The organism is Allorhizocola rhizosphaerae (genome assembly GCF_003426775.1).
Lineage (GTDB): Bacteria > Actinomycetota > Actinomycetes > Mycobacteriales > Micromonosporaceae > Allorhizocola > Allorhizocola rhizosphaerae.
In genome coordinates this window covers 26395-53062 of record NZ_QJUG01000026.1, presented here as the reverse complement: position 1 = coordinate 53062, position 26668 = coordinate 26395, and the positions used below count along the sequence as shown (strand labels likewise).

The 26668-nt window shown below is 67.1% G+C and carries 34 protein-coding genes, 1 tRNA gene and 3 pseudogenes; 14 read left to right on the top strand and 24 right to left on the bottom strand.

What is annotated here, in order from left to right:
- Positions 1-34: 34 nt before the first annotated feature.
- From DM816_RS07860 to DM816_RS07825, 9 genes are all read right to left on the bottom strand, one after another.
- Positions 35-859, bottom strand: coding sequence for a RecB family exonuclease (locus DM816_RS07860; RefSeq protein WP_425455224.1), 825 nt, complete (start codon positions 857-859; stop codon positions 35-37).
- A gap of 81 nt (positions 860-940) precedes the next feature.
- Entirely contained in the window at positions 941-1555 is a 615-nt protein-coding gene (locus DM816_RS07855; RefSeq protein WP_117209482.1) for a MarC family protein, read from the bottom strand.
- Between the two features lie 21 nt (positions 1556-1576).
- Positions 1577-2764 carry a hypothetical protein gene (locus DM816_RS07850; protein ID WP_117209471.1) on the bottom strand — a complete coding sequence of 396 codons (1188 nt, stop codon included), beginning with the start codon at positions 2762-2764 and terminating at the stop codon, positions 1577-1579.
- Between the two features lie 3 nt (positions 2765-2767).
- Positions 2768-3469 carry a SigE family RNA polymerase sigma factor gene (locus tag DM816_RS07845; protein ID WP_246001693.1) on the bottom strand — a complete coding sequence of 234 codons (702 nt, stop codon included), beginning with the start codon at positions 3467-3469 and terminating at the stop codon, positions 2768-2770.
- A gap of 71 nt (positions 3470-3540) precedes the next feature.
- Positions 3541-4380, bottom strand: a complete 840-nt coding sequence (locus DM816_RS07840) for a PH domain-containing protein (RefSeq protein WP_117209470.1) — start codon at positions 4378-4380, stop codon at positions 3541-3543.
- A complete protein-coding gene (locus tag DM816_RS42290) occupies positions 4377-4544 on the bottom strand; it encodes a hypothetical protein (protein ID WP_162907214.1) in 168 nt (55 codons plus the stop codon). The genes DM816_RS07840 and DM816_RS42290 overlap by 4 nt, the downstream gene beginning before the upstream one ends.
- A 142-nt stretch (positions 4545-4686) precedes the next feature.
- A complete protein-coding gene (locus DM816_RS07835) occupies positions 4687-5334 on the bottom strand; it encodes a DUF6758 family protein (RefSeq protein WP_117209469.1) in 648 nt (215 codons plus the stop codon).
- Positions 5335-5365: 31 nt separating this feature from the next.
- Positions 5366-5995, bottom strand: a complete 630-nt coding sequence (locus DM816_RS07830) for a TrmH family RNA methyltransferase (RefSeq protein WP_246001695.1) — start codon at positions 5993-5995, stop codon at positions 5366-5368.
- Positions 5996-6009: 14 nt separating this feature from the next.
- Positions 6010-6531, bottom strand: coding sequence for a hypothetical protein (locus DM816_RS07825; protein WP_162907213.1), 522 nt, complete (start codon positions 6529-6531; stop codon positions 6010-6012).
- 333 nt (positions 6532-6864) lie between these two features.
- On the opposite strand from DM816_RS07825, the gene DM816_RS07820 reads away from it, so the two are divergent.
- A complete protein-coding gene (locus DM816_RS07820) occupies positions 6865-7323 on the top strand; it encodes a MaoC family dehydratase (protein ID WP_117209467.1) in 459 nt (152 codons plus the stop codon).
- A 107-nt stretch (positions 7324-7430) separates the two neighbouring features.
- The gene (locus tag DM816_RS07815; RefSeq protein ID WP_117209466.1) at positions 7431-7790 is read left to right on the top strand and encodes a thioredoxin family protein; all 360 of its coding nucleotides are present in this window, start codon (positions 7431-7433) and stop codon (positions 7788-7790) included.
- 130 nt (positions 7791-7920) lie between these two features.
- Here DM816_RS07815 and DM816_RS07810 read toward each other — a convergent pair whose 3' ends face one another.
- From DM816_RS07810 to DM816_RS07795, 4 genes are all read right to left on the bottom strand, one after another.
- On the bottom strand, positions 7921-8634 hold the full coding sequence (locus DM816_RS07810) for a class I SAM-dependent methyltransferase (RefSeq protein ID WP_117209465.1): 714 nt from the start codon (positions 8632-8634) through the stop codon (positions 7921-7923).
- A gap of 10 nt (positions 8635-8644) precedes the next feature.
- Positions 8645-8995 (bottom strand): DUF3817 domain-containing protein, encoded by a 351-nt coding sequence (locus tag DM816_RS07805; RefSeq protein WP_425455223.1) that lies wholly within the window; start codon positions 8993-8995, stop codon positions 8645-8647.
- Positions 8989-9372: a hypothetical protein gene (locus DM816_RS07800; RefSeq protein WP_117209464.1), complete on the bottom strand. Its 384-nt coding sequence runs from the start codon at positions 9370-9372 to the stop codon at positions 8989-8991. Before DM816_RS07800 ends, DM816_RS07805 begins: the two co-directional genes overlap by 7 nt.
- A gap of 86 nt (positions 9373-9458) precedes the next feature.
- Positions 9459-10658 carry an acyl-CoA dehydrogenase family protein gene (locus DM816_RS07795; RefSeq protein WP_117209463.1) on the bottom strand — a complete coding sequence of 400 codons (1200 nt, stop codon included), beginning with the start codon at positions 10656-10658 and terminating at the stop codon, positions 9459-9461.
- A gap of 138 nt (positions 10659-10796) precedes the next feature.
- Between DM816_RS07795 and DM816_RS07790 the strand changes: the two genes are divergently transcribed.
- Positions 10797-11282 (top strand): DUF4190 domain-containing protein, encoded by a 486-nt coding sequence (locus tag DM816_RS07790; protein WP_117209462.1) that lies wholly within the window; start codon positions 10797-10799, stop codon positions 11280-11282.
- On the opposite strand, the gene DM816_RS07785 is transcribed toward DM816_RS07790, so the two are convergent.
- Positions 11283-12062, bottom strand: a complete 780-nt coding sequence (locus tag DM816_RS07785) for an SDR family NAD(P)-dependent oxidoreductase (protein ID WP_342768678.1) — start codon at positions 12060-12062, stop codon at positions 11283-11285.
- 44 nt (positions 12063-12106) lie between these two features.
- Between DM816_RS07785 and DM816_RS07780 the strand changes: the two genes are divergently transcribed.
- Positions 12107-13060: an HpcH/HpaI aldolase/citrate lyase family protein gene (locus tag DM816_RS07780; protein WP_117209461.1), complete on the top strand. Its 954-nt coding sequence runs from the start codon at positions 12107-12109 to the stop codon at positions 13058-13060.
- Here DM816_RS07780 and DM816_RS07775 read toward each other — a convergent pair.
- From DM816_RS07775 to DM816_RS07765, 3 genes are read right to left on the bottom strand one after another with little or no spacing between them, the layout of a single operon-like run.
- Positions 13041-13904 carry a hypothetical protein gene (locus tag DM816_RS07775; RefSeq protein WP_117209460.1) on the bottom strand — a complete coding sequence of 288 codons (864 nt, stop codon included), beginning with the start codon at positions 13902-13904 and terminating at the stop codon, positions 13041-13043. The two genes, DM816_RS07780 and DM816_RS07775, sit on opposite strands and share 20 nt — an antisense overlap.
- Positions 13897-14115 (bottom strand): heavy-metal-associated domain-containing protein, encoded by a 219-nt coding sequence (locus tag DM816_RS07770; RefSeq protein ID WP_117209459.1) that lies wholly within the window; start codon positions 14113-14115, stop codon positions 13897-13899. Before DM816_RS07770 ends, DM816_RS07775 begins: the two co-directional genes overlap by 8 nt.
- A 5-nt stretch (positions 14116-14120) precedes the next feature.
- Complete coding sequence (locus DM816_RS07765) at positions 14121-14405, bottom strand: metal-sensitive transcriptional regulator (protein ID WP_117209458.1); 285 nt, start codon at positions 14403-14405, stop codon at positions 14121-14123.
- 88 nt (positions 14406-14493) lie between these two features.
- On the opposite strand from DM816_RS07765, the gene DM816_RS07760 reads away from it, so the two are divergent.
- On the top strand, positions 14494-14940 hold the full coding sequence (locus tag DM816_RS07760; RefSeq protein ID WP_117209457.1) for a hypothetical protein: 447 nt from the start codon (positions 14494-14496) through the stop codon (positions 14938-14940).
- Here DM816_RS07760 and DM816_RS07755 read toward each other — a convergent pair.
- From DM816_RS07755 to DM816_RS07745, 3 genes are all read right to left on the bottom strand, one after another.
- Positions 14937-15983: a coiled-coil domain-containing protein gene (locus DM816_RS07755; protein WP_246001691.1), complete on the bottom strand. Its 1047-nt coding sequence runs from the start codon at positions 15981-15983 to the stop codon at positions 14937-14939. The genes DM816_RS07760 and DM816_RS07755 overlap by 4 nt on opposite strands.
- A 29-nt stretch (positions 15984-16012) precedes the next feature.
- Positions 16013-16807, bottom strand: a complete 795-nt coding sequence (locus tag DM816_RS07750) for an inositol monophosphatase family protein (protein WP_117209456.1) — start codon at positions 16805-16807, stop codon at positions 16013-16015.
- 668 nt (positions 16808-17475) lie between these two features.
- Positions 17476-18282: an SAM-dependent methyltransferase gene (locus DM816_RS07745; RefSeq protein WP_117209476.1), complete on the bottom strand. Its 807-nt coding sequence runs from the start codon at positions 18280-18282 to the stop codon at positions 17476-17478.
- A 241-nt stretch (positions 18283-18523) separates the two neighbouring features.
- On the opposite strand from DM816_RS07745, the gene DM816_RS07740 reads away from it, so the two are divergent.
- From DM816_RS07740 to DM816_RS07705, 9 genes and pseudogenes are all read left to right on the top strand, one after another.
- Entirely contained in the window at positions 18524-19399 is an 876-nt protein-coding gene (locus DM816_RS07740; protein ID WP_162907212.1) for a CDP-glycerol glycerophosphotransferase family protein, read from the top strand.
- Positions 19396-19440, top strand: a pseudogene (locus DM816_RS45695) (hypothetical protein); the annotation flags it as partial. The gene DM816_RS07740 and the pseudogene DM816_RS45695, both read left to right, overlap by 4 nt.
- A gap of 80 nt (positions 19441-19520) precedes the next feature.
- Positions 19521-19565 (top strand): annotated as a pseudogene (locus DM816_RS45690) (hypothetical protein); the annotation flags it as partial.
- A 26-nt stretch (positions 19566-19591) separates the two neighbouring features.
- Positions 19592-19696: pseudogene (locus DM816_RS45685) on the top strand (CDP-glycerol glycerophosphotransferase family protein); the annotation flags it as partial.
- A gap of 9 nt (positions 19697-19705) precedes the next feature.
- Positions 19706-19927, top strand: a complete 222-nt coding sequence (locus DM816_RS44260; protein ID WP_246001687.1) for an NTP transferase domain-containing protein — start codon at positions 19706-19708, stop codon at positions 19925-19927.
- Positions 19928-20048: 121 nt separating this feature from the next.
- Entirely contained in the window at positions 20049-20414 is a 366-nt protein-coding gene (locus DM816_RS44255; protein ID WP_246001685.1) for a hypothetical protein, read from the top strand.
- 137 nt (positions 20415-20551) lie between these two features.
- Positions 20552-21865: an ABC transporter ATP-binding protein gene (locus DM816_RS07715; RefSeq protein WP_117209454.1), complete on the top strand. Its 1314-nt coding sequence runs from the start codon at positions 20552-20554 to the stop codon at positions 21863-21865.
- Positions 21866-21894: 29 nt separating this feature from the next.
- On the top strand, positions 21895-22323 hold the full coding sequence (locus tag DM816_RS07710) for a DUF4442 domain-containing protein (RefSeq protein ID WP_117209453.1): 429 nt from the start codon (positions 21895-21897) through the stop codon (positions 22321-22323).
- 21 nt (positions 22324-22344) lie between these two features.
- A tRNA-Arg gene (locus DM816_RS07705) sits at positions 22345-22420 on the top strand.
- A gap of 213 nt (positions 22421-22633) precedes the next feature.
- On the opposite strand, the gene DM816_RS07700 is transcribed toward DM816_RS07705, so the two are convergent.
- Genes DM816_RS07700 through DM816_RS07685 form a run of 4 tightly spaced genes read right to left on the bottom strand, consistent with a single transcriptional unit; the run spans position 22634 to position 26655 of the window.
- Positions 22634-24091, bottom strand: a complete 1458-nt coding sequence (locus DM816_RS07700) for a tyrosine-type recombinase/integrase (RefSeq protein ID WP_117209452.1) — start codon at positions 24089-24091, stop codon at positions 22634-22636.
- A complete protein-coding gene (locus tag DM816_RS07695) occupies positions 24088-24276 on the bottom strand; it encodes a helix-turn-helix transcriptional regulator (RefSeq protein WP_117209451.1) in 189 nt (62 codons plus the stop codon). Before DM816_RS07695 ends, DM816_RS07700 begins: the two co-directional genes overlap by 4 nt.
- Before the next feature lie 18 nt (positions 24277-24294).
- On the bottom strand, positions 24295-25821 hold the full coding sequence (locus DM816_RS07690) for a replication initiator (RefSeq protein ID WP_246001682.1): 1527 nt from the start codon (positions 25819-25821) through the stop codon (positions 24295-24297).
- Between the two features lie 48 nt (positions 25822-25869).
- Entirely contained in the window at positions 25870-26655 is a 786-nt protein-coding gene (locus tag DM816_RS07685) for a hypothetical protein (protein WP_246001680.1), read from the bottom strand.
- Positions 26656-26668: the final 13 nt, after the last annotated feature.

The following is a 26668-nucleotide window of genomic DNA, read 5'->3' as shown; positions in this document are numbered from 1 at the left end:
CCACCTCGCGCCCCACCTCGCGCCCCCACCAACCTCAAGCCGAGCCGAACTCCAAAACCCCCGCCCAAGCTTCATGCACCGGCGCCCCCACCCCACCCGGGCAAGACCGCCGAAAATCGCACCACCCGCAAAACCTGCTCGGCCGGGTCGGAAACGCCTCATCCGCCGGCACGCCTTCTGCCAGCGCACGCTCCGCCGCCACGATGTCGCGCGCCGCCGCTTCGGCCCGCGTGACCTGCCGCCGCAGTGACTCCTCCGTGTGCTCGTGCGCCGCGACGGTGCCCGTCGGCAGGTGGTGCAGCTCGACCCGGCGGCATGCCCGCCGAAACGTGCGCTCGGCCGCGAACGCATACAGCGCAAGGGCTTGCGAGCCGCGCGCGTCGTCCTGGTCGAGCCCGGCGCGCCCGGTCTTGTAGTCCACGATGACGAGCTCGTCGCCGCGCCGGTCGATGCGGTCGGTGCGCCCGCTCAACGCCAGCACGGTGGTCTTGGCCGCAACGGTGCGCTCCACCGCGACCGGCTCGAACTCCGGATCCAGCGAGCCCACATAGGTTTCGAGCCAGCCCAGCGCCCGCCGGAAGACCGCCCGCTCCTGCTCCTCGTCGCGATAGCCCTCGCGCACCCAGGTGGCTCGCAGCAGCCGCCCCATCACCCCGGGCTCGCTGTGCCGCCGCTCGGGCGCCACATCCCACCAGTTGCGCAGCGCCGTGTGCACGCTCGCGCCGACCGAATTGTGCGCCCACGCCGGCCCCTTCGCCGGCGGCGGGCGGTCGATATATGAGTGCCGATATTTGCGCGGACAGTCCGCGAACGCAGCGAGTTTGCTGGGGGTGCACACGAACAGCCGCTCGGGCATCATGTCGAACCGGAGCTGCTCGTGCTGGACGGGCTTTTCCACCCAAGCTGTCACGCCCCAAATACTGCCACCCGGGTACGACAACTAATGCGATAGGGCGTACTTCTCCACGAACGCGCTGACCGCATCCGCGATGAGCTGCACCGCGATCGCGGCCAGCAGCAGGCCGGCGATGCGGGTCAATACCTCGATCCCGCTCGGCTTGAGTATCCGGACCAGCGCCCCCGAGAAGTGCAGCACCAGATACACGGCCACCATCACCAGCACGATCGCCACACCGATCGCCGCGTATTGCCCCACCGTGGACGACCGCTGCACGAACAGCATCGTCGCGACGATCGCGCCCGGCCCGGCCAGCAGCGGCGTGCCCAGCGGCACGAGCGCCACATTGGACGTCTTGTGCTGGTCGGGCGACTCGGTCTTGCCCGTCAGCAATTCGAGCGCGACCAGGATCAGCAGCAGCCCGCCCGCCCCCTGCAGCGCCGGCAGGTCAATGTGCAGATACTCCAGGATCGTGCGCCCGGCAACCGCGAACACCGCGATCACACCCAGTGCCAGCGCCACCGCGTTCCACGCGGCCTTGCGCCGCTCGCGCGCCGACATGGTACCGGTCAAGGCAAGAAAGATCGGCACCATGCCGGGCGGATCGGTGATCACCAGCAGGGTGACGAAGACCTCGCCGAACAATTTGACGTCCACCATGGACGTATAGCACGACGATCAACCGACCCCGTACCGGCGCACCAGCGCCCACCCGTCCGACACCCCGCCGGGTAGCTGCACCGAGGCGCGGCCGCCGTCGGTCCCGCACGCGATCACACCGTTTGCCGTGCTGATCGTGAGCACCGTGTCGGCATCGGACCACACCGCCGGCGCGTCCGGAAGCGACAGGCAGGTGTGCGCGACCACCGGCGGTCCGCCCAGGCCGCCCGCAGCCGCGACCCGCGACGCCTGCAGGTCCACCAGGTGCACCCCGGTCGGTGACGGCACCGCCAGCCACCGCCCATCCGGCGACCGTGCCGCACGCGACATCCCGTATCCGGCCTTGGCCGCCGTCGCCGGCAGATCGCCGCAGCCCAGAATGGTCGTGACCTGCCAGCCCTCGGGCTGTGTCCGCAGGTCGACCAGGCAGACGTCCGAGCCCTGCTGATAGAGGCCGACCGCGTCCCCACCGCGCCCGCCATAGACGACAACCAGTTTCGCGTCCCATGCCTCGCGGTAGGACGCCGACTCGCCGCTCCAGCTGTCGCTGCCCCGGTCGCTGCGCGAGAGCACCACCCGCGCGCCGTCGAACGCGACGGCCCGCGCCCCGTTGGGCACGGTCGTCCTCGCTTTCTGCGTGCCCGTGGGGGTCTTCAGCGCCAGCACGGTGTCGTCGGCGACCGTCGCGACCTGGCTGCCGTCGTTGCTGACGGTCCACGCGGAAAGGTTGCTCGCGACGATGGGTATCAGCTGGCCGCCGAGGGTCAGCAGATGCAGGCGGAAGTCATCGGAATAAAGCCATCCATCGGGTACCCGGACGACCTCCACCACCTCATTGACGCCCGGCAGCTTGAGCTGGCGCCCGTCCGTCGTCCACAGGGCCGTCCCCACATGCACGTCCACCGGCATCGCGATGATCGGCAGCGATTCGGGCGGCGCGGGGCTCGGCGTCTGCTCATCCCTGCCGAAGTACGCATCGAAGGTGAGCGCCTGATCGGCCCCAGCGGGTGGCCCCCACACCGCTCTGATCGACGCGACGCCGCCGAGGAGCGCGACGAACAGCAAGACCGACACGGTGCCGATCAGTGTCCGACGCCGGCTGATCCGGCCCTCCCCCTGGCTGATGGCCACCCCCGCCGGATCCTCTGTGGCGGGCGGGGTGTGGACGCGCGCGCGGAACATCTCTCGCAGCTCGTCCTCAAGCATTCGTCATCGCCCGGCTCTCCCGGCCGGCACCGCTTCCGGTGCAGGCCTGATCTCATCCCCCTCCGAGCGCTGCGCCGGCACCTCTACGGGCTCCGGCACGTCGACGAGCGGCATGACGGGCTGCTCCACCACCGGCTCGGCCGGCTTGACCGGCTTCTTCGAAGCCTGCTCACGCTCTGGCAACACCGGTGGTTGCAGCCCCTCGGCCGCCAGCCGCTGGCGCAACGTCCCCAGTGCACGGGAGGTTTGGCTCTTCACCGTGCCCGCGGAGATGTTGAGCATCGCGGCCGTCTGCGCCTCGGACATGTCTTCGTAGAAACGCAGAACTAGCACGGCGCGTTGTCGCGCCGGCAAGGCTTTGACGTGCCTCCATAGGACATCGCGGTCGAGCTGCTCGTCCAGGCGGTCGGGCGCGGCCCGTTCGGGCAGGAATTCGGTGGGCCGCTCGCCGTGCCAGCGGCGGCGCCACCAGCTGGTGGCGGTGTTGACCAGCACACGCCGGGCGTAGGGCTCCACCGCCTCGATCTGGCCGAGCCGCTTCCAAGCCAGATAGGTCTTGGTCAGCGCGGTCTGCAGCAGGTCCTCGGCCGTGGCCCAGTCACCCGCGAGCAGGTAGGCGGTGCGCAGCAGCGCAGCCGAGCGCGCATTGACGAAGTCGCGAAACTCGTCTTCCAAGACCTGGCGCTGCCGGCTGCCCGAAGCCACGTGTGGCACCTCCCCTGTCGCGCTATCGGACAGGGTGGCACAACAAGGCAGCGGGAGCTAGAGCTAACGAGTCACTCCTCGTCGGGCTCACGGCCGAGTCTCGCCTCGACGGCCGCCGGCTCGTACATCTCCTCGACGATGCGCAGATAGAGCTCGTTGGGGTTGGGCATGTGAGCGACCTTGCTCAATGCCTGGTCCTGGCCCGCCGACTCCAGCACGAACGTGCCGTAGTTGAGGATGCGCCCCATCGGGGACTGCTCGTATTTCATGTCGGTCACCTTGATCAGCGGCATCATGGCGACCCGCCGGGTGATTATTCCGTTCACGAGCATCAGTCGCTTGTTGGTCAGGATGAACCGGTCGAAGTACCAGTCGGCGACCTTCCACGCGACCCAGCCCATGATGACCGCCCACACCACGACGGCGCCGACCCACAGGCCCCGCGCCGCATCCTGTTTGGCGAGGAAGCCGGACAGGTAGCCCAGGATGAACGTGGCGACCACGCCGATCAGAAGGTGGTTGCCCAGGTGCACCCAGTGCCGCTTCCACTCGCCCCGGTAACGCTCGGTCGGGAACAGGTAGCGCGCCACGAGGTTGCTCGGCTCGTCTTCCAGCGGCAGCACGCGACGGGAGCTGACCGGCGCGCCCGAGGAGTCGAACCGGACACCGGCCAGCTCCTCCTCGGAGAAGTGCGGCAGCTCGTCGTCGGGCCCCGCCGCCGAACCGTGCCCACCGGGGCCGCGGCCGGCCGCCGCGCCCACTGTCGCCTTGCCGACAAAGTGCGGGACCTCGTCGGTGTCGGACAGCTCGTCGGGCGGTGGGTGCGCCTCACCCCGCGTGCGCGGAATCGGCTCGGTATCCCGCTCGCGCCGCGGCTCTTCGGGCTCGCCCGGCCCAGGACCCGTGGTCATGCGAGGGCGGACACCAGGCTGCTGAAGAAGTCACCGACGCCGGTCAGGATGTCGACCGCGGTGCTGCCAAGAGTTTTTACCACTTCCGCCGCAGCTCCAGGCCGGAACGCAACGAAGAAGATCAAGAAGGCGATGCCTCCCCAGGTAAGGATCTTCTTGACCATGTCAGGCCTTCTCCCTCTGCGGTTATTCCGTGGCTGAGCGTTCTCAGATTAACAGTTTGGCGCCCGCTTCAGAATCATTAAGGCACATCTCCGTCAGACGTGTGCGATGCCCGCCCGCCACCTCGGGCGCTATCCACGAGAACTAGGTTGAGCTGCTCAAACGAGGTGAGGGCGCACCGAAGACGAGCTCAGCGGGCAGCCATTCGGCCAGGTCGTGCAGGACGGGGTTTTCGGCGAAGAAGTAGCCGGCGTGCGCAGGCCATGCTATGGCGTAGATCCAGCGACCCTTCGCCTCCCCGGCATAGACGCTCCTATCAGGGGGTACCTCGACCGACCACAATGGAGTCGGATGCCCCGCCGCCTTGACCTTGGCGTGCGAGCCTGCTCCCGCGATATCCGGGCCCAGGTCGGGTTGTCCGGGCAGGCCCGCCATGCGGGCGCCCAGCCCCACCCCGGGCTCCTCGGCCACCAGCACGACATCGGCCGGCCCGTCGCCCAACGGCGTGGGCCCGGTGCACGCCACCGCGGTCGCGGCCACCCGCGACCGGTCGTCGGCCACCCAGCCCAGGCCGGTGACCATCCAGCCCGGGGGCATCGGCCACGGGCACCACATCGGCATGCCGTCGCGCTTGGCCCGTTCCACGGCGGACGCCACCACCTCGCGGTTGACCCGCGAGGCCGTGTGCAGGGGCAGTACCGGGCCGCAGCTGTCGCACAACCATTGGGAATGGGTGAGCCCGGGCGGCCGCACAGGCCCCCCGCACCGCGGACAGGACACCGCGAGGCTCATAGTCCCACTTTCCGCCGCCCGTCACAGCACGTCAAGCGGGTGGGGGCGGTGGCGCGTGTTCCCGGATCCAGGCGTGCATCGCGATCCCCGAGGCCACACCCGCATTGATCGAGCGGGTCGAGCCGTACTGCGCGATGGAGAAGAGCAGATCGCACGCCTCCCGCGCGGCATCGGACAACCCGGGCCCCTCCTGGCCGAACAGCAACAGGCATTGGCGTGGCAGGTCGACGGTCTCGATGGGCCGGCTGCCGGGCAGGTTGTCGATCCCGACCACGGTCAGGCCCGCCCCGTGCGCCCACCCCACCAGATCGGAGATCGTCTCGTGGTACCGCACGTGCTGGTATCGATCGGTGACCATGGCTCCGCGCCGGTTCCAGCGCCGCCTGCCCACGATGTGCACCTCGGCGGCAAGGAACGCGTTGGCCGTGCGCACGACCGTGCCGATGTTGAGGTCGTGCTGCCAGTTTTCGATGGCCACATGGAAGGCGTGCCGGCGCGTGTCCAGGTCGGCCACGATCGCTTCGAGCCGCCAATACCGGTACCGGTCGACGACGTTGCGCCGGTCGCCCTCGGCCAGCAGCTGCGGGTCGTATCGGGGGTCGTCGGGCCACGGGCCCTCCCATGGCCCGACACCCACCGTGCCCACGGCCTCGTCGTCGATCACAAAGCAGCAGCTTATTTATTGCGCAATGCGTCGGCGAGGTCGGCCAGGAACTTCTGTTCTGCCGCGCTGTGCGTGACGCCGCCGACGCCAAGCACACCACCGGATTTGGCCGCGCCGCACACCTTTTCGGCGATGGACTCGACCCACGTCCGATAGGTCGCCGCGTCGTCGCGGGTGGCACGGGAGTCGAGCACGAGCGCCGCCGCCCGGCAGCTCACGAGCACCTCGGTGATGCCCGCCGCGCGGTCGCGGAACTGCTCGGCGGTGGGCGGATCGGGGTCGGCCTCGGCGTAGATCGATGCTACGGTCGCGCGCACCAGATCGGAGTGCGACGATGCACCCGCGGCGATGGCGTTGATGCCCGCCAATCCCTCGGCGACGGTGCGGCGGTCGCTGTCGGGTTCGGCCGAGGTGGCCGCGATCATGATGCGCGCCGGGAGCCGCACCAGCAGCTCCCACTCATGCGGTTCGAACGCGAGGAGCACGGACTCTCGCGCGGAAAGGAGATTCCCTGAAGCTGACTTGCTCGGCATGGTGACCTCCTGTGGCCAGCATATGCCGCGAACCCGAGCCGCTGTCACCTTGCGTGGTAATCACCCGCACGCGTGAGCCACTGTCGGAACAATGACGCTGTGTTGTGACCTGAGTCTCTGACGGAGACCTATACACGTTCTTTGTTGTACGGCAGAATTCCGTGTTACGAGAGCGTGGGCGGCGGGTGCCGGGGAGGGCCCCGCCGTTCACTGCTGCTCAGCGCCTTTGGCGCTTTCGCCGAGGGCCGCGATAATTCTCCGGGGCCGAGCCCCGGACACCCCACAGGCGTAGGCACTCTGACCAGAAGGCGATCACGCACAGTAAGGTGGATCATGCAGTTCGGTCGGTATTTTGAAGAGTTCGAAGTCGGCGCGATCTACAAGCACTGGCCCGGCAAGACCGTCACCGAATATGACGATCACCTATTTTGCCTGCTCACCATGAACCACCACCCGCTGCACCTCGACGCGCACTACGCCGAGACCCAGACGGAGTTCAAACGCAATGTGGTGGTGGGCAACTACATCTACTCATTGCTGCTCGGCATGTCCGTGGCCGACGTAAGCGGCAAGGCCATCGCCAACCTGGAGGTCGAGTCGCTGCGCCATGTCGCGCCGACGTTCCACGGCGACACCATCTACGGCGAGACGACCGTGCTCGAAAAGCGCGAGTCCGAGTCCAAGCCGGATCGAGGCGTGGTCAGCGTCGAGACCCGCGGCTACAAGCAGGACGGCACGATGGTCTGCGTCTTCCGCCGCAAGGTGATGGTGCCGAAACGCCCCGCCGAATAGGGTGTGCTACTGCTCACCCTGGGTATCGTAATCGTGCGGGAATTCCCGGCGACCGCCGCCGGTTATTCATCACGCCTGATCAATCGATGAGACTCGGAGCGGGAAACATGGCGACAGTAGAGCTCACCAAGGACAACTTTGACGAGGTCACCAGCAAGCCCGAGGGCATCACGCTGGTCGATTTCTGGGCGTCGTGGTGCGGCCCGTGTATTCGATTCGCACCGACCTATGAGAGCGCCTCCGAGAAGCACGCCGACATCACCTTCGGCAAGGTGGACACCGAGGCGCAGCCCGAGCTCCAAGCCCGCTACGGCATCATGTCGATACCGACCATCATGGCCATCCGCGACGGCGTGATCGTCTATGCCCAGCCCGGCGCCCTGCCGGCGTCCGCGCTGGAGAGCCTGATCACCCAGGTGCGGGCGCTCGACATGGAAAAGGTCAAGGCCGCCGCAGCCAAGGCGTGATCGCGCGTGGGGCGCGCCCGATTTGCATGCGGGCGAGGCCCCTCGCCAATCGCGACGCAACCTTCGCACCCAGGCGATCACGCCCGAGTTGCTTGCCCCGCGCCAGAATCAGCGCGCGAGTGCCTGGCAACTACCGCTTGATCGCGACTGCGAACACGCTCTGGCCGAACGGGGGACGCCTCCCCTGTTCGGCCCTTCGCAGCATGGGGATCATGACGCGGTCGTAAACCCGCAGCAGCAACCCGTTCTTCGGGCGCTGCCGCAACAGCTTGCACACCACATACCAGCTCAACAGCCCGACCGGGTTGATATAGTGAACATCCTGGATTTCCAGGCCGGCGGCTTCGAGCAACTCCCTCATCGATTTTGTCGTGTACCGGCGAACGTGCCCGATGAGCCGGTCGAAGTTGCTCATCGCCGACTCGAACGCGGGCACCACGAGCACCACCCGCCCACCGGGCCGCAGCATGGCGGCGGCCGAGCGCAGCGCGCCCACGTGGTCGTCGATGTGCTCCCACACGTTGAGCGCCACGATGCAGCTGTGCTGCCCGATCCCCTCGGCGGGCGCGGGCAGGGCCAGCTGGCGCACGGTCACGCGAGGCTCGCCCGCATATCGCTCCTTGAGGTCCACCAGCCGCGCCGGGTCGGCCTCGGTCGCCGTGAAGTGCCGCACGTCGGGCAGCCACAGGGCCGCGTAGTAGCCCAGCCCACTGCCGATCTCCAGCGGCTCATCGCCCAGGTGCGGCCGGACCAGGTCGGCGAGCCATCGCTGGTAGTTCACCGCGTCACTGAGATCCTCCAGGACCTCCGACTGCAAAACGGTGTCGCCATTGACCTGTGTCATGCCAATCAGCCTATCTGGCCGACGCTGCCGAGGGTTCCTTGCCACCCCGGGTGGTCAGCTGCACCCACTGGCGCACCTGCCGCTCCATCATGAACGACACGAACGGGATGGTGCCCGAGAGCGCGACCACCACCACGCGCTTGACCGACCACTGCACCCGGCGCGCCAGGTCGGCGGTCGCGATCAGGTAGGCGACGTAGAGCCAGCCGTGCACGGGCGCCACGAGCAGCACGCCGATGTCGTTGTGCGCGAAGTACTTCAGCGGCATGGCCACCAGCGTGAGCAACAGCAGCAGCACACCGACGGTCCAGGCGATCACCCGATAGCGGGCCAGCGCGCCGGGCAGGCCGCGTTTCAGCATTGATACTCCTTGGGGTTCGCGTCCGGGTGGGCGCTCAGCCACGCCAGATATCGGTTGTATTCGGCGAGCTTCGGATCGTCGTCGTCATCAGCGGGCGCAGCCGCCATTGGCCTGGTGATCACCGGTCCCCGCTTCGCGGGAGTGACCTTCGTCTCCCCGCCCGCCGGGGCCTTCCGGACCGCCAGACGCATTTCCCGTACCCAAATGACGATTATGAAAATTGCGAAGACGGGCCATTCGAACGTGTAGGCCCAGCTGAGCATGTTGCCCTCGAGCGCGCGACCCGCCTGCCACCAGCCCAGCGCAAGACATGCGGCGACACCCAGCCAGGCCAGCGCGTGCGCGGCCAGCCATTTCGGGGTGAGCAGTCGGCGCATCGGATCACCCCGTAAGGCATGCAGGGGTGATGAAGGAGCCGGCGTGCGGATCCTTGGCGGCAGCGTGAGCAAGTCGGCGCACCGGCTTAGTGTATTCCGTACTCCCGGAGCAGCCCGCGCGAGATGATGGTCTTCTGAATCTCACTCGTACCCTCGCCGATGAGCAGGAACGGCGCCTCGCGCATCAGCCGCTCGATCTCGTACTCCTTCGAGTACCCGTAGCCGCCGTGGACGCGGAACGCCTCGGTCACGATGTCGTGGCAGTATTCGCTCGCCAGCAGCTTGGCCATGCCCGCCTCGACGTCGTTGCGCTGGCCCGCGTCCTTCAGCCGGGCAGCGTTGACCATCAATGCGTGCGCCGCCTCGATCTTCGTGCCCATCTCGGCCAGTTTGAACGCGATCGCCTGGTGTTGCGCGATCGGCTTGCCGAACGTCCTGCGCTGCTGCGCATAGGCGATGGCGAGCTCGAACGCCCGGATCGAGATGCCGCACGCCCGCGCCGCCACATTGACCCGGCCCACCTCGATGCCGTCCATCATCTGGTAGAAGCCGCGCCCCGCCTGCGACGGTCCACCTAGGACGGATGTGGCCGGCACGCGATGCCCGTCGAGCACCATCTCCGTGGTCTCCACGCCCTTGTAGCCCATCTTGTCGATGCGCCCGGGGATCGTCAGGCCCGGCGCGGTCTCGCCGAAGCCCGGCTCCTTCTCCAGCAGGAACGTGGTCATGTTGCCGTACACCGAATCCGCGCCCTGGTCGGTCTTCACCAGCGTCGCGACGACCGACGAATAGGCCCCGTTGGTGAGCCACATCTTCTGTCCGTTGAGGACATACGCGTCTGCGTCGAGCACGGCGCGCGTCTTGATGGCCGACACGTCCGAGCCGGTCTCCGGTTCGGACATGCTGAACGCGCCGCGCACCTCGCCTGTGGCCATGCGCGGCAGGAAGTGCTCTTTTTGCGAGTCGCTTCCGTGCTGCGCGATCAGATACGCCACGATGAAGTGCGTGTTGACGATGCCCGAGATCGACATCCAGCCGCGCGAGAGCTCCTCGACCACGAGCGCGTAGGTCAGCAGCGACTCGCCGAGCCCGCCGAACTCCTCCGGGATGGTGAGCCCGAACAGGCCCATGGCGCGCATGCCGTCGATGATCTGCTCGGGATACTCATCCGCGTGCTCCAGGTGCTGGGCCCGTGGGATGATCTCCTTGTCGGCGAACTCACGCACCGTCTCGAGGATGGCGACCTGCTCATCGGTCAGGCCGGGCGTGCGGGCGAGGCGTGGCATGGCGGTCCTTTCGCACGGGAGGCGGCGTTAGTTACCGCTGAGTATCGCTCATCGCCGGGTGCCCGGACACGTGAAACGGGACACCTCCTGACAGGATGTCGTACCGTGTGTGCTCACTAAATACATGAGGAGCCGTTCATGACCTACCCGCCACCGCCTGGCACGCCTGACCCATTCGGCTCGCAGCCGGACCCGACGCCACAGGATCCGTTCGCGGCGCAGCCGTCGAACCCCTATGCGCAGCAGCCGGTGTCGCCGCCGCAACCGCCACAGCCACCCGCGGCCCCTTCATATGGCCCTTCGTCGGCGCCGCCCTACGGCGCGCCCTACGCACAGCAGCAGCCCTATGGTTACGCGCCGGCCGCGCCCCCGCAAAACACGATGGCGCTGGTCTCGATGATCCTCTCGCTGGTCGGCATCCTCGTGTCCGTCACCGCGCCGGTGGGCGCAATCCTGGGACACGTCGCGCTCAAGCAAATCCGCCAGACGGGTGAGTCTGGCGAGGGCATGGCCAAGACCGGCATCATCGTCGGCTGGATCGTCACCGGGCTCTACGGGCTGTGCTGCATCGGGTACATCATTTTCGTCGTGGCCGCGATCGGCTCAAGCGGCGGCTTCAACTGATCAGAGGTCAAGCGCCGAGGCGGTGGCGTCCCAGAGCCGGGATGCCGCCGTCTTTCGGCGTTCCGGGCCGGACAGCAGCCGCCCGTTGTAGTAGTAACCGCCGTTGACCAGCTGCGCGACCGGCTCGGTTGCCAGGCGCACCAGCTCCCGCGCGGCCTGCTCCGAGGTGGGCAGGCCGGGCGCGATCCGGTAGAACAACTGTGCGGCCGGGGTCCCGAACCGGGTCCGCGGCACGCCCGGATGGAACGCGAGACTCGCCACCGAGGGCCAGCGGCGCGAGGCCTCGGCGGTGAAGTAGATGTTCGCCTTCTTGGACGTGCAATAGGTCAGCCACGCGCTCGGGAATGCTCGGGTGGGCGGGGTCGGGTCGAGCCCGTAGGCGGCGGACAGCGACGCGGTGTTGATGATCCGGCCCCCGTCCAGGTGGGGCAGGAGCAGGTGGGACAGCAAAAACGGAGCCAGGTGGTTGACTTGCATGGTGGTGTGAAAGCCGTCCACTGTGGACCCGCGGGCCACCAGCCCGGCGTTGTTGGCCAGCACATCGATGCGGGGCCCGGACAGCAGCCGCTTGGCCAGCTCCCGCACGTCGGCGAGCCGGCTGAAGTCGGCCTGCACAGCGGTGGGCTCACCCGGTACCGCATCAAGAGAGGCGGACAGCCGGGAGGGGTCACGGCCGACCAGGGTGACCCGCCAGCCACGCCGGGCCATTTCAACCGCGGCGGCGGCGCCGATCCCGGAGCTCGCACCGGTGATGACTATATGCGGGGTGGTCTTTTCCACAGTCTCGTTCTCCTTCGGCCGCGGCAAAGGTTACCGTGGGGTACATGTCGCTAGGTCGCCCGCGCCGGTCCTGTCTGGCCGTCCCCGGCTCGAACGTCAAGATGCTCACCAAGGCGCAGGGTCTGCCCGCGGATCAGGTGTTCCTTGACCTTGAGGACGCGGTCGCGCCGCTGGCGAAACCCATGGCGCGCAAGAATATCGTCGCCGCGCTATGCGACGGCGACTGGGGCGACAAGACCCGCGTGGTGCGGGTCAACGACCTGACCACGCCCTGGACCTACCAGGACGTGATCGAGATCGTGGAGGGCGCGGGCCCGCACCTGGACTGCATCATGCTGCCGAAGGTGCAGTCGGCCGCGCACATCGAGTGGCTCGACCTGACGCTGACCCAGCTGGAAAAGTCGCTGGGGCTGCAGGTCGGCCGGATCGGCATCGAGGCGCAGATCGAAAACGCGGCCGGGCTGGTCAATGTGGACGCCATCGCCGCCGCGTCGCCGCGCGTCGAGACCATCATCTTTGGCCCGGCAGACTTCATGGCCTCGCTGAACATGAAGTCGTTGGTGGTGGGCGCGCTGCACCCGGACTACCCCGGCGACCCGTTCCACTACATCCTGATGCGCATCCTCATGGCCGCGCGCATGCACGACAAGCAGGCCATCGACGGGCCCTATCTGCAGATCCGGGATCTGGCGGGGTTCCAGGAGGTCGCCAAGCGCAGCGCGGCCCTCGGGTTCGACGGCAAGTGGGTGCTGCACCCGGACCAGATCGCGGCGGCCAACGAGGTCTATTCGCCCGCGCAGGAGGACTACGACCACGCCGAGCTGATCCTCGACGCATACGAGTACTACACCTCGGAGGAGGGCGGTAAGCTGGGCGCGGTCATGCTCGGCGACGAGATGATTGACGAAGCGTCGCGCAAGATGGCACTCGTTGTCGCGGCCAAGGGACGCGCGGCCGGGATGCACCGCACCCAGTTCTTTACCCCACCACCAAGGTGAACTCGTTGGTGCGGACCTTCCCGCCGATCTGATAATCGAAATACATCCGGTACGTTCCAGGGCTCGGCGCGGCGAGCCAGAACTTCACGGCGCCACCGGAGAGCTGGGGCTCCGGATGGACGTGGACATAGGCCAGATCGCCCTGCCGCACCACCACGAGATGGCCGAACGAGCCGAGATAGGGCTCAAGCGTCGGGTTGCCCGCCACTCTGAAAAGCATCGGCGACGTGGCGCCGACAACGGGAGTCCCCTCGTAGGTCACCGTCTGGCCGTCCACAGTGGACTCGCGGGCGGCGGGCGGAACGGGTTGGGGTTGGTAGTCGCCCGGCACGGTGATGTCATAGCCCAGCGTCATGGCGTTTTGCGCGCCTCCCGGCGCGGTCGCGGCGAAGTCGGCGAAGACCCGCCACAGGCCCGGCTTGCTCAGATCGGCCGCCACCGACCACGTGCCATCGGGCGCCATGGTCGGGTGCAGGTGCTGATATCCGGTGAAGTCGCGGCGCACCAGGATCAGGTGCAGCGGCTTCTCGTGGACGATGGTGAAGTCGGTGACCGGCTTGCCATCGGAACCCTTGATGACAAAGGAAAGCTTGGTGGCGTCGTGCGCGAGCGGGGTGAGCGTGTAGCCCCCGCTGCTGATGGCCAGGCCGCCGACCTCGGAGCCGGCACTCGCGCCCGTGGCATGAACATGCCCCTCACTCGCGGTGGCTTGCGGCACGGGCCCACCGGCGGTGGGGCTCGCCGGCTTGACCACTTTGCCGAGCCCGAAGCCTGCGATCAGCGCGACCGCGAGCCCGCCCACGAACACGCCCAGTTTGACGCCCGATTGCTGTTGCTCAGGCATCAACGCCCGCCAGTTCGTAGCCCGCCTCGTCGACGGCGTTGCGCACCGCGTCGATCGGGAGCACGGCGTCGCTGGTGACCTTGGCTGTGCCCGAGCCGAGGTCGACCTCGACGTCGTGCACACCCGGCAGGACCGACAGCTCTCTGGTGACCGCGCCGGCGCAGTGACCGCAGGTCATGCCGGTGATCTGATAGGTCGTGGTGGTGGACATGCTTCCTAAGACCTCACTAGACGTGCGATGGCGTCTGTGGCTTCCTTGACCTTGGCGTCGGGATCACCGTCGCGGGCCGCGTCGACCACGCAGTGCGAGATGTGCCCCTCCAGCAGGCCCAGCGCCACGGCCTGCAGGGCGCGGGTCGCGGCCGAGATCTGGGTCAGGACGTCAATGCAGTAGGTATCCTGCTCCACCATCCGCTGCAGGCCACGGACCTGACCCTCGACCCGGCGCAGCCGGGCAAGCAGCGCCTCCTTGTCGGCTGAGTGGCTGTAACTGACCGTCATGGCAGCAAAAATACCCCCCTAGGGTATCGATCGGCAACCACCCGCCGCGCCGCTCGTTAACCGGGACGTGGCCCCGATCCTCGCATCAGTGCTCGCCGCAACGCTAACCCTGACACCCGTCGCCGCCCAGCCGGACGTTGACGAGAATATCGCCCGCTACCATCAGCTCGCCGCCGACCTCAGCGTCACCATCGCCCAGACCGAAATCATGCAGCGGCAGATCGGCACGCTGCAGCAGCGGATCGCGCAGCGGCGGGCGGCCGTGGGGCGGGTCGCGTCGGCGAGCTACCGCAACTATCGGATCGATCCGCTGTATGTGCTGTCCGGCGCCGCGACGACGGAGGATGCGATGGCACGGCTCCAGCTCCTGGCCGGATTCACGCTGCGGCAGAAGCAGGAGATCCGCGCCCTGCAGATCGAGAGTGCGCGCTATGACGCGGCCAGGCGCACGCTCGACGCGCTCATCACGCAGCAGCGCAGGCAGCAGCACGACCTGCTGGCCCTGCGCAACCGCCTGCAACCAAGACGGCCTTAATAAACCGATAAATGCACGTGGTTGGTGTGGTCGCCGGCCGGGGCGTCACCACACTTGGAGCCCGTTGAGCTGTAAGACTTCCAGCCGCCGGCGATCCAGATTTTGCAGTACCAGACCACGTACATGACGCCGAGTGCGCTCGCGTTCTTGACTAAGAACGAGGCCAGCTTGTCGCCGTACAGTTTGTCGTCACCGCCCGCGTTGGCGTCGACGAAACCGCTCTTCTCCGCCGAGAAGTCGCAGGCCCGGCCCTTCGGATGCTCGAACCGGTTGCCCGGCCGGTAGCACGACACGTAGCGGGTGAACCCGTTGGCCTGCGCCTGCTTCATGGCGTGCAGCGTGCGCGGGGTGATGCAGCCCGACGTGGTCGGATCGTTGATGGTGCACAGCTCCCGGGGCCAGCTGCCGTCCGGGTTGCGCTTGGCGGGCTGCGCTGCCGGGGAGTTCGGGTCCATCCAGCCGTTCACGGCGTAGCCGCCCATCGACGAGAGCGCCCGCTCGGCCGCGATGCGGCGGCGCTGCATCTCGTCCTTGGCGGCATTGGCCATCTCGATGGCCGCGTCGATGCCGGCCTTGGCGTCGAGCGCGCGCTGCCGGGCGTCGATGAGGTCGCGCATCATGACCTGGTCGCGCTGGGTCATCTTGTCGATCGCGACGGCACGCCCGAGGAACTGGTCCGGACTGGTCGCGTTGAGGATCATGCCGAGCGTGCCGACCCGGCCGGTCTTGTAGGCCTCGCCCACGTAGCGGGCCACAGCTATCTTTGCCCGGGCCATGTCGAGCTCGGCGCGGGTCAGCTCCTGCTGCAGCTGCCCCTGCTTGGCCGTGGCGGTGGCCAGTTGGGCCTCCGCGTCGAGATAGCCGATCGCCGCGGTCTCCAGGTTGCTACGCAGTGTGGTTAGTTGGTCACTTTCGCCCTCGTCGGGCGGGGTTGTCGGCTGCGCCGACGCGGGAGTGGCCAGCCCGATGACCAGCGTCAACGCGGTCAGAGCGAGCGTGGCCAACGTGTAACGTCGGCGGCGAGGGGGCACCGTCAGGGTCACGGCCGGTCACGATACCGGAAGGTTCGATATCACTCCAGCAGAGCGGATCTGGCCTGCTCGAAGACCGCCTCGTCGCGGCAGACCAAAAGGCCTGGGTGCGGCAGGGTCGGGTCGTACTGCGTGCCGTCGAAGTGTTTCACCACACCCCCGGCTTCGCGCACGAGGAGGGAGCCGGGGGCGTGATCCCACGGCAGGCTCCGCCAATACAGGACAAAGTGGTGGTGGCCCAGCAGGAGTTCCGGGTAGTCGTGGCCCGCGCAGTGGCGGCTCGGCAGGCGCTCGCCGATGCGGCCGATCCGGCCGACGACCTGCTCACGCACCGCCTCCGGCAGATATTTGCTGTGCACGGTCCCGATCAGCTGGTCCATGGCCAGCGGGTCGTGGTCGAGCGTCACCCGCACACCGTCCACATAGGCGCCGGAGCCCAGCTCGGCGGCCGCCACCACGCCCGGCACCGGCTGGTAGATCACGCTCAGCGCCGGCACGCCGCCCCGCAGCAGGGCCACCATCAGCGCGAACGGCTCCTTGCCCGCCGCGAAATTGCCGGTGCCGTCGATCGGATCGATCACCCACACCGGCCCCGGGTCGCCGATGCGCTCCAGCACCCGATGGTCCGCCGCGACGGCCTCCTCGCCGACCACGAGCGAGCCGTGCAGGAGGTCGGCCAGGCGCAGGCCGAGCGCCACCTCCGCCTCGCGGTCCACAATGGTCACCAGGTCGCCCGGACTCTTCTCGGTGATGTCGCCCTCGGCGAGATTGCGGAAGCGCGGAAGCACCAGCTCCTCCGCCACCTCGCGCAGCACCTTCACGACCTGGTCTATCATCGACCGCCTCCGTCATTAAGATCGCCTCCATCCTCGCATGCTGTTCCCATGGCAAACCACCGCCAGTCGATCAAGTTGGTTTGGGGCGTTTCATATTATTTGGCGGTACGAGTAGCGGCGCTCAGCTGATTCCGCTGACCACCCGCCCAACCGTGCCGCACCCTCCCCCGTCTCGCGTGCCCTGGATCAGTCGCTTCAGACCTGGTTTCCATTGAGCAGCAAGCAGTTTGAGCCTCACCCACGGAGCCGTTGCCGGCAAAGGCTTGCTGTTCAACAAGGAACATGCCTTGAGCGGCTGGTGTTGTCATCCTTGATCGCGAACTGTGGTCAGTTTTTCGCGCAGAACAACGAGTTTGGCCTAAACACGCGATCACGCTCCTCTTTGGACCGCCAGTGTCGAAGCCGGATCGTAGGTTGTGTCCGTGGAAGAAACAGAACCGGTCGTAGCAGAGGCCATTCCCCCGGAGATAGCAATGGCAGGCCTACGGTTTGGCGACCTCCCTGGCAGAGGCCGGGTGGCAGAGGCCGGGTGGCAGAGGCCGCCTGGCAGCGGCCGGGTGGCAGCGGCCGGGTGGCAGCGGCCAGCTGGGGTCGGGTGCCCTGCGCACCGCAGACTCGGCCCGGTCGCGGGCAAAGCGCGGGCTGCGCTCGATCCGGCTGCGAGCGGGCTATGGTTTGCTGGCCATCCCGCAGTACCCGGACACGCCGCCGACGTCGATCAGCGGGGCGTCGGCGAGTTCCGGGTGCCAGTCGTTGGGCAACACCAGGCCGGGATCGACCGGGTCGAAGTCGCCGAAGAAGGCCGCGATGTCGGCGTGCGTCCGAAACTGGATCGGGTTGCCGCTGCGGGCGTACAGCTGCGTGACCTTCTCGGCGGCCTCGGGTTCGAGATCCTGGCTCGCATGCGACAGCACGACGTGGCTGCCGGGCGCGAGCGCGTCGCGGTAGGCGGCCATCACCTTGCCGGGGTCGTCGGAGTCGGGCACGAAGTGCAGCACGGCCACGGCCAACAGGGCCACGGGCTGGTCCAGGTCGATCTGCCAGCGCAGGTCGCGGTGATTGAGCACCTGCTCGGGCTGGCGCAGGTCGACCTGGAGCACGGTCGCGCCGGGGTTGCCGACGAGCATCAGCCGGCTGTGCAGCACGGCCGTGGAGTCGATGTCGACGTACACCACGCGAGCGTCGGGCTGCTCGCCCTGGGCGACCTCGTGCACGTTGCCGACGGTAGGCAGGCCGGAGCCGAGATCGATGAACTGTTTCACGCCCTGCCGGGCCAGAAGCCGGACAGCCCGCCGCAGGAAGGCACGGTTGAGCTGGAGGACGGCCGGCAGGGTGGGCCAAGCGCCGATCACACGCTGCGCCATCTCACGATCGACGGGAAAGTTGTGCAAGCCACCGAGATAGTAGTCGTACATCCGGGCCACGTTCGGCACGTCGGAATCCACACCGTCCTGGCCCCAATCATCGGCTCGCACGTCATGCATCGTCAATCACCGTTGCCCTGCAGTCAACAAAGGGACGGGATGCGCAGTTCGGGGCCGGTAAGCCAGCCGGACGAGTGGAGACGAGCCGCAGCGGCCCGGCAGCCGATGAGAAGGCAACGCTACCTGGCGGTGCCGGTATACCAGGTCGAGGCCGGGGCAGGCCCAGTAAGCGTTCCACATCCACGATTACCCGCGTCTACTGAACAACTTCGTCGCCGCCTGGAACAAGGTCGTGCGCGCCGGCTTCCTTCGCGAAACCGGACTCCGCTTCCCCACCGGCCGGTACGAATACATCCCGTTCACCTACCCGCTGCTCGCCCGCGCCCGTCGGATCAGCGTGCTGCCCCGCGTCTGCATCAGCTACCGCCGGCGCCGCCACGGCAACATCCTCGGCACCACGAGCGCTCAGCACACCCAAGTCTTCGACCAGTACGAGCTCGCACTGAGCCGCATCGAAGACCCGCTCGTGCGCCAGCACGTCGCCCGCGCCGCCGTCGACCACGGCTCGACGATCCTCGGCATCCGCGAACGCCTTCCCGCCAACGTACGCAAGGCCTTCTTGAAAAGATCAAAAGATTTTGGATTGCGGTACCGGCGTATTCGCCCGGCCATCCGCGATCTCTTGATAAGCCGGGGCGCGCCTGGCGCTCCTACTGGTTCCTCAAGCGCACCCGCATGGCCCGCCTCCCGAAACCCCACACCTCTCGACGATTCTCCGTCTTCCCTGGCTCGCCTACTATTGGTTCCAGCGCCGATTTCCCTTGCAGGACTTGGCCGTTTACAGCAGCTATTGGGGCCGGGCCTACGAATACAATCCGGCCGCGATCCACGCCGCCGCAGCCCGTTGGCCCCGCACGTGCGCAGCGTGTGGGCGGTGACCGCGGACCAGAAGCACCGCCTCCCGCCAGGCGTCGAAGCCGCGGTGACACATAGTTTCGCCTACTATCGTGCTCTCGCACGGGCAAAGTGGACATTCGACAATGCCAATTTCAGAGACGAAGTCGTCAAGCGCCCCGGATCGGTGCACGTGCAAACCCACCATGGCACGCCGCTCAAACTCACGGGAGTCGACGAGCCGCCTTTCGCGACGACCCCGATAGGCTCCTGAAGCGCAGCGACCGCTGGGATTTCAGCCTTTCCTCGAACCGGTATTCGACCGAGATCTGGGCGCGCGCCTATCCGTGCCGCTTCGAGTCGCTTGAGTACGGCACGGCTATCCGCGCAACGACGTGCTCGTCAACGCCACGTCGAGCTCGTTGCCCGCCTCCGCGCCCGCTATCCCCGGGGCCCCACTGGTCTTATACGCGCCCACTTTTCGCGAGGCTCCTCCGGTACCGCCGAACTGCGGACGGCCTTTCGCGATCGCTTTTGCCAATTCGACGACGGCAATGCTGCGGAGCGGGTGGTGCGCCGCGTGTCTTTTAGGCGAGCGGCCTGCACGCGATTCATCCGAAGGGCGGCGGCCGGCATGTGCAACGTGGTGATCCTGGCGGCCGGGCTCGGGACGCGGCTCGGGCGCCCGCACCCGAAACCGCTGACCCGGCTTGCCGACGGGCGAACTATTCTGCGCCTTCAGCTGCACAACCCGCGCACCCATTTCGGCCCATCGCTGCACATCATGGTCGTGGTCGGGTAAAGCTGAAGGTGATCCTGGAGGCCGCCGGGGCCGAGGCCACGTTCGTCCACAACGAGATCTTCGATCAGACGAATACGGCGAAGAGCCTGCTGAGGGCGTCGCGGCTGGCGCCGCCGGGCAGGTGCTGCGGCTGCACGGCGATGTCGTTTTCGTGCCGCAGCTGCTGAGCGCGCTGCGGTTCGATCGGTACGTTGTCGCCGTGAACACCGCGAAGGTCGGCGAGGAGGAGGTGAAATACACGGTCGACGGAGACGGCTACATCAAGGAGTTGTCGAAACAGGTGGTCGAAGGGCTGGGCGAAGCGGTTGGTATCAACTATGTCGCGCCGGGCGATCGTGCCATCCTCGCCGAGCGCTGGATCGATGCGCCGATGAGGACTATTTCGAGCGAGGCATGGAGACGGCTATCTCTGAATCGGGCGTACGCTTTTCGGCCGTCGACATCTCGCCGTTCGGCTGCGCGGAGGTGGACTTTATGTCCGACTTAGAGCGGACGAACCTCCTCACAACGTAATGGCGGTGTCACTGGCCGAACATGGCACGTTCACCCGATTGGCAGTAGGGGCTTTGTTTCGCCAAAGTGACGAATTCAAGCCTTAAGTCATTTCTGCTGGAGGGAGACGGTGTGACCACCGTCGCGCTCAAAGACGTCACCAAGGTCTTCCCCGACGGGACCGTTGCTGTCGACAACGTCAGCCTGGATGTGGCCGACGGAGAATTCATGGTCCTGCTCGGGCCCTCCGGCTGCGGGAAGTCGACCGTGCTGCGCATGGTGGCGGGCCTCGAAGACCCCACCACGGGAGCGATCGTCCTGAACGGTCAGTTAGCCAACGAGCTGCCTCCGCGCGACCGTGGAATCGCCATGGTCTTCCAGGATTTTGCGCTGTACCCGCACATGACCGTCGGCGAAAACATCGGCTTCCCGCTGCGACTGTCCGGTGTGGAGCCGGCGCCGAGGTCGGAGCGGGTCGCGGATGTGGCGAGCGCGCTCGGCATCGGCGATGTGCTCGGCCGCAGGCCCAACCAGCTGTCCGGTGGGCAGCGGCAGCGCGTGGCGATGGGGCGGGCGATCGTGCGCCGGCCCGGCCTGTTCCTGATGGACGAGCCGCTGTCCAATCTCGACAGCGGGTTGCGGGCCGAGCTGCGCGCGGAGATCTCCGGTCTGGTGCGGGAGTTGGGTGTCAGCACCATCTATGTGACACACGATCAGGCCGAGGCGCTGACCATGGCCGACCGGGTGGCCATCATGCGAAAAGGTGTGCTGCAGGATGTGGGTACCCCCACACAGGTTTATGGAAAACCGGCGACGCTGTATGTCGCGGCCTTCCTCGGCAGCCCGCGGATGAACCTGCTTGAGGCCTCGGTCTATGTCCACCTCGATCGGTATGTGCAGCTGAACCTGGGCGAGCAGTCGCTTTATCTACAGTGGAACGACATCCGGGCGCGGGCGGTCTCCCATTTTCATGGGGAGCGGATCGTTATCGGGGTACGGGCGGAGGCGCTCATGCCGGTCGCCCCCGACCACCCCGGAGACGTGCTGCACGGGCGGATCAGATATCTGGAACACCATGGGCACGAGTCGCTGGCGTTCGTCGACATCGGCGCGACAGCGGTCGTGGTGGACGAGGTCGGGCGGGCGGCGGCGGAGATCGAGGAGCCCGGTGCGCGCGGGCTGCGCCGGTTGGGCAACGTCGTCAGCAGGCTCAAGGGGCGGGCCAACGCGCACAATCCGGGCACGGCGCTGGCGGAGCGGTCGGGGCAACGCGAGAGCGTGCTGTCCGATCCGGGCCGGCACCACCGGCGGGCGGCCGAGCTCGCGGTGCGGTTGGCGCCGTACCCGCAGGTTGGGCCGGGGCATCCGCTGGCGGTTGCGGTGCGCATGGAGGCGCTGCACTTCTTCGACGACCGCGGGGACCGGATCGACGTAGGGTGGCGCTGAGACGTTACCGGGGAGTAACGTCCGTGGGCATGACGCCACTGCTGGACATCGTCCCGTTCGCGCGCACACTCGGGATCGAGTTCACGTCGGTCACGGCCGAGTCGGCCGTCGCCGTGCTGCCGGACCAGCCCGCGCTGCACAACCACGTGGGCGGGCCGCATGCAGGGGCAATGTTCACGCTTGGCGAGTCGGCATCCGGCGCAATCGTGATCGCCGCCTTCGGCGAGCATCTCGGGCGGGTGACGCCGCTTGCGGTGCGGGCGCAGATCGGGTACTCCAAACTGGCCATGGGCGCCATGACCGCCAGCGCCACCCTCTCCCGCCCGCCCGCAGAGGTCGTAGCCGAGCTCGACGCAGGGCAGCGCCCGGAGTTTGACGTGGCCATTACGCTGGTCAATGCCGAGGGAGTGTCCACGGGCGAGATGACGGTGACCTGGACGCTACGGCCAAACCGATAGGCTAGTAAGCTGCACAGGCCGGGCCCTGTAGCTCAGGGGATAGAGCGTCGGTTTCCTAAACCGTGCGTCGCAGGTTCGAATCCTGCCAGGGCCACCAGTTGATCAGGCGAAACAGCCCCCTTGCTGGGCACATGCACCAAGAGCAATTAGAACGCCAGTGCCACCAGATGCCACCGAACGCCATGATCGGCGGGCAGTTGTCGCCAGTCGCGCAAAATACGTGCAATGATCTTGGGGCTGTTTTGCCTGGTCGCACACAGCAAAGAGCCGGTCTGTGCAATGACACAGGACCGGCTCTGATGATCGCAAGTCAGGCCGAGAGAGCCGCCTCGATCCGTTGGTTCACGACGTCGGCTTGGCCATCGATGCATTTGGCGTACACCTTCAGAAGCACGTCGACGGAGTGGCCCGCTCGCTCCGCGACCTCGGGAGCTGGGACGCCTGCATTGAGCCAGAGCGAGACGCCCGCGTGACGCAAGTCGTACGGGCGCCCGGCAAGCGGAGACGCTGCCTGAGCGGGAGACAGCCCGACCGCTCGCGCCTCACGCCACACCTTCGAGTACGCCGCCGAGCCGATAACGTTGCCCTTGCGGCTGGAGAAGATCCGCCCGTCCTCACCGACGCCGTAGGTCCGGATGTGCTCCCGGAGGATGCCCACGAGTTCAGGTGGGATCGGAACCGGCCGCGGCTCCTCTTCCCCACGGTGCTTGAGCGCCCGCTCGTCGTGCGCCTGACCGCTGTCGGTCCAACGCTTGCCCGCAGCCGGACGGTTCTTCTCCAGGCTGAGCAGGCCCCATGCGTGCTTGACCTGCTCGTGCTCACAGCCGTTGACCGGCGTCCGGTTGAAGTCGTGCGTTAGGTCAAGCCCGCACGCCTCGCACACCTCGGGCAAGTTGCAGTCTTGCGCGCGGAGTCCAAGCGCTTCACCTGGCCGCAGTGCAGCGAAGTACAGGCATGCGAAGAACGCCCGCATCCGTGGACCACGGCCCCGCTCACCGATGTAGGTCACAGCCGCCAGCAGCTGGCGCGCCTGCTTCGGGTTCACGACCACACGACGATCAACTACAGTGACCACTTTGGACCGGCGCGACCTGACCCGAAGCTTGTCGATCGGGTTGTAGTCCAGCAACTCAAGCTCAACCGCGTACTGAAGCACGTTGAAGAACACGGAACGCTTGCGCCGCATCGTGGTCACCGCGGCCGGCTTGCCATCCATCTTCAGCCCGATTGCGTCCAGCCCTGCCCGTACAATCGCGGGTTCCGCCAGGCGCGAGAGCGCCACAGAGTTGCACTCCAGCCACGCCACCGCGCATTGAATCTCCTCCGGCCGCTCCCGCTCGCGCCGATCCGGAGGCAATAGGTAATCCCGCAACGCATCTCGCAAGAGCTCATCCTCCGGCCGGCCCGGCACCTCCTCACACAGCGCCGGAGTTACCGTTGCCAAGGCGTCGACCATGCTCGTCCGGCTCTTCGCGGCCGCGCCCGGCCATTTCATCTTCACGTAGGTCATCGCGAAGTCGAGCCACGTCAAAGCCTCCTCTTTCGGCTCCTCCACAAGCGAATCCGGCAATCCCGTCTCGGTATCGAAAGGCTCGCCCGCGTTAATCGCCTGCTTCAGATCCGACCGGAAGTTGTCGGCCAACGGACGCGTCACGAAGGTGCGCGAGAAAGGTGGCACCTTTGCCACCTTCCACCGCACCGTGTACGACTTACCCTTGGTCAGCCGGTTGACCTGGATGTTCCAGATCTTGACGTCGTAGCTCTTCACACCGCCACCTCGCGATGCTTCTCAAGCCACACCTTCAGGTCACCCTTGGAGACGCGAAGTTCTCCGTTGGGCAACCGGAAACAACGTGGTGCACGGCCGAGCTCCCGCCAGCGGTAGAACGTCCTCTTCGACACTCCCCGCAGTTCGGCGAGCACTTCCGGCACTGTCAGAAGCTCATCGTCCACCGTGGACTCTCTTCCTCCCTAGGTTTGATTGGTTCCCGCGCTCGAAGCCGGGCGTCTCTGCCGCGCAGCATCAGCGGCCATCGCGGCCAAGGCTGCATCTCCTGTTGTCTGCCAACCGTTTCCGACGTACTGCCAGTGATTGATGACGAGGGTGGTCTCGTCGTCGTGGAGGTCTTCGGTCAGCTCGGCCGGGTCCTGTTCGTCGATCGCGGTGACCTGGATACGGTTCTGTGGGCGCCGCGCCCGCCGCAGTGCGGTAAGCGTTGTGCTGTAGCGGCGGCTCTTCGTCGAGAAGTGGCCCGCGAAGCCGAGCCGGTGTGCCCAACGCCGCAGCCCCATCCACTCCACGTAGGCGCCAAGATCCCAGCTCGCGAGGATCAATCGGTTCGTGTGCCGTGCGCGATCCCCATACGCAGCAATGGTTTCGGACGTGATCCGCCCAGCGGTAACGCCGCAGACCTCGGTAGCCTTGGTGGCGTATTTGGCCAGGTATCCGGCGACGTGCTGTTCGGTCAGTTCGCCACCGGGCAGCCCGGTGCGTACGACTTTGGCGTCAATGCCTTTGTGGCCCCAGGCGATCACCCAGCCGTCCGCGTTGGCCGGGTGCGCTTGGGTTCGCAGCGCGAGTTCGGCCGCCACCGTCTTGACCGTCTCAGCGAGGCGTGCGGCGCTGTAAAGCGGGATCGTGGAGCCGTCCGGCGCGACCGCCACGGGAGGCGGTAGGAACGCGTCCGGGTCGTTGGGGTCGTGCCCGTCGATGCGGATCAGCGCGTGCAGGTGGACGACGCCGCGTCGCTGGTATTCGGCGACCTTGGCGAACCGCAGCCGGATAGGCCCGGCTCCTGTGGCACCCGTCGCGCGGCGCAGGCGGAGCATGGTCCGGTCCCACAGCTTGCCGACCAGGTGGTTCCACACGACGTGATGGGTGTGGTCGTAGCAGTCCAGGCACAGCGGCTGGCCCAAGCGCGGATCGTTCTCGGCGTGCAACGCCATACACGACAAGGGTTTTCCGTGCGGGCAGACGGGCCGGTCGCGACGTGGCCGGCACGGCTTCGGGGAGCGCGCGTCGCGGGTGTGCACCAGCCCGAACGACGGGGCGGTGAAGGTAGCGAACACGGCCGGATGCGTCGCAACCGTTTCCGGCACGCCCTTACCTCCCGCCAGGCCAGCTTTCACGAGCTGGTAAGTGTCCCAGCGGTAGACCTCGGCGCACGCTGGGCAACGGGAGGCAAGCCTTGTGCCGCAAGGCTTATACAGGACCTTGTCGGGCAGGTCGTCGGTGTTGAACCGCTGCAACACGACACCTGTCGACGCCTGCACGGTCAGTACCTCACCGCGCAATCGGACAGGATGCGCGCAACCCCGAGCACGGGCCGCGTGGGCGAGCCAGCCACCGAGGTCCGGTCGGGCCGCGCGGGCCAGCAGCCCGTCAGGGTCGCCGGGGACGTCGACGAGCGGGAGCCCGGACAGCTCCTGAAGGAGCCCACGCGTCAAGCGCTCGTCGGCGTCGACGTGGACCGGGCTGTTTTCGGGCGCACGAAACATAGGGCACCTCCTTTCGAGGCTGTCCGGGCAGGTGAAACGGGGTTGGGGTTAGAGCAGTGGTTTGCCGGTCAGCGGGGATATCGCGGCCGGTGTCGTGGCCAGTTGCAGGGGCGCGTCGCGCAGGTCAAGCGCACGCATGACCTCACCGGTCGTGGCATTCGAAACTCGGAGGATCTTCTGTAGCTCGTCGCGGGAGATCACGCGACCGGTCTCGGCTAAGTGTTGGTCGGCGGCGCGTTGGGCCGCGTCAAGCAGCTGGAGCGGCAGAGGCGGTGTAGGCCACAGCTTCGGGGCCGGAGGGTTGTCGGTTTGATCGTCCTGAGCGGACGATGGAACACGGCTTGCCTCGGGACGGTCCTGGACGGATACCTCTAGCTGCACATCCTTCACCGACGCCGCGACAACTGGTGTCGCATCAGCGGTAGGCACCGTGACGGACGCGCCCCGTTGCCGTTTGCGTTTCGGGGGTTTACCGAACACCAGCTTGGCCAGCGCGGCGAACGCCAGTGCCGGAATGACCGCGACCACGCCGCCCGACAGTCCAGGCTTGGCGACCGCCAACTGTGCGGTGATGGAAAGAGCCAGCGAGGCGATCAGCAAGAGCACCGGATAGGCGATGGACTGCTGTTCGCGTCTACGTCGGCGCATTACCAGCATCGCCGCGATCGGGATGAGCTCTGAGATCACGGCGTTGGTCCAGCCAAACCAATCGCCAGTTCCCGGTGGGCTATTGCGCATCGTCCAGTCGTGCACGTGCGTGAACGAGGCCCGACCAGCCGACACGAACGTGATCAACAGGATCAGGATCAAGACACTCGTTTCGCCGATACGCATCCACCTTTCCACC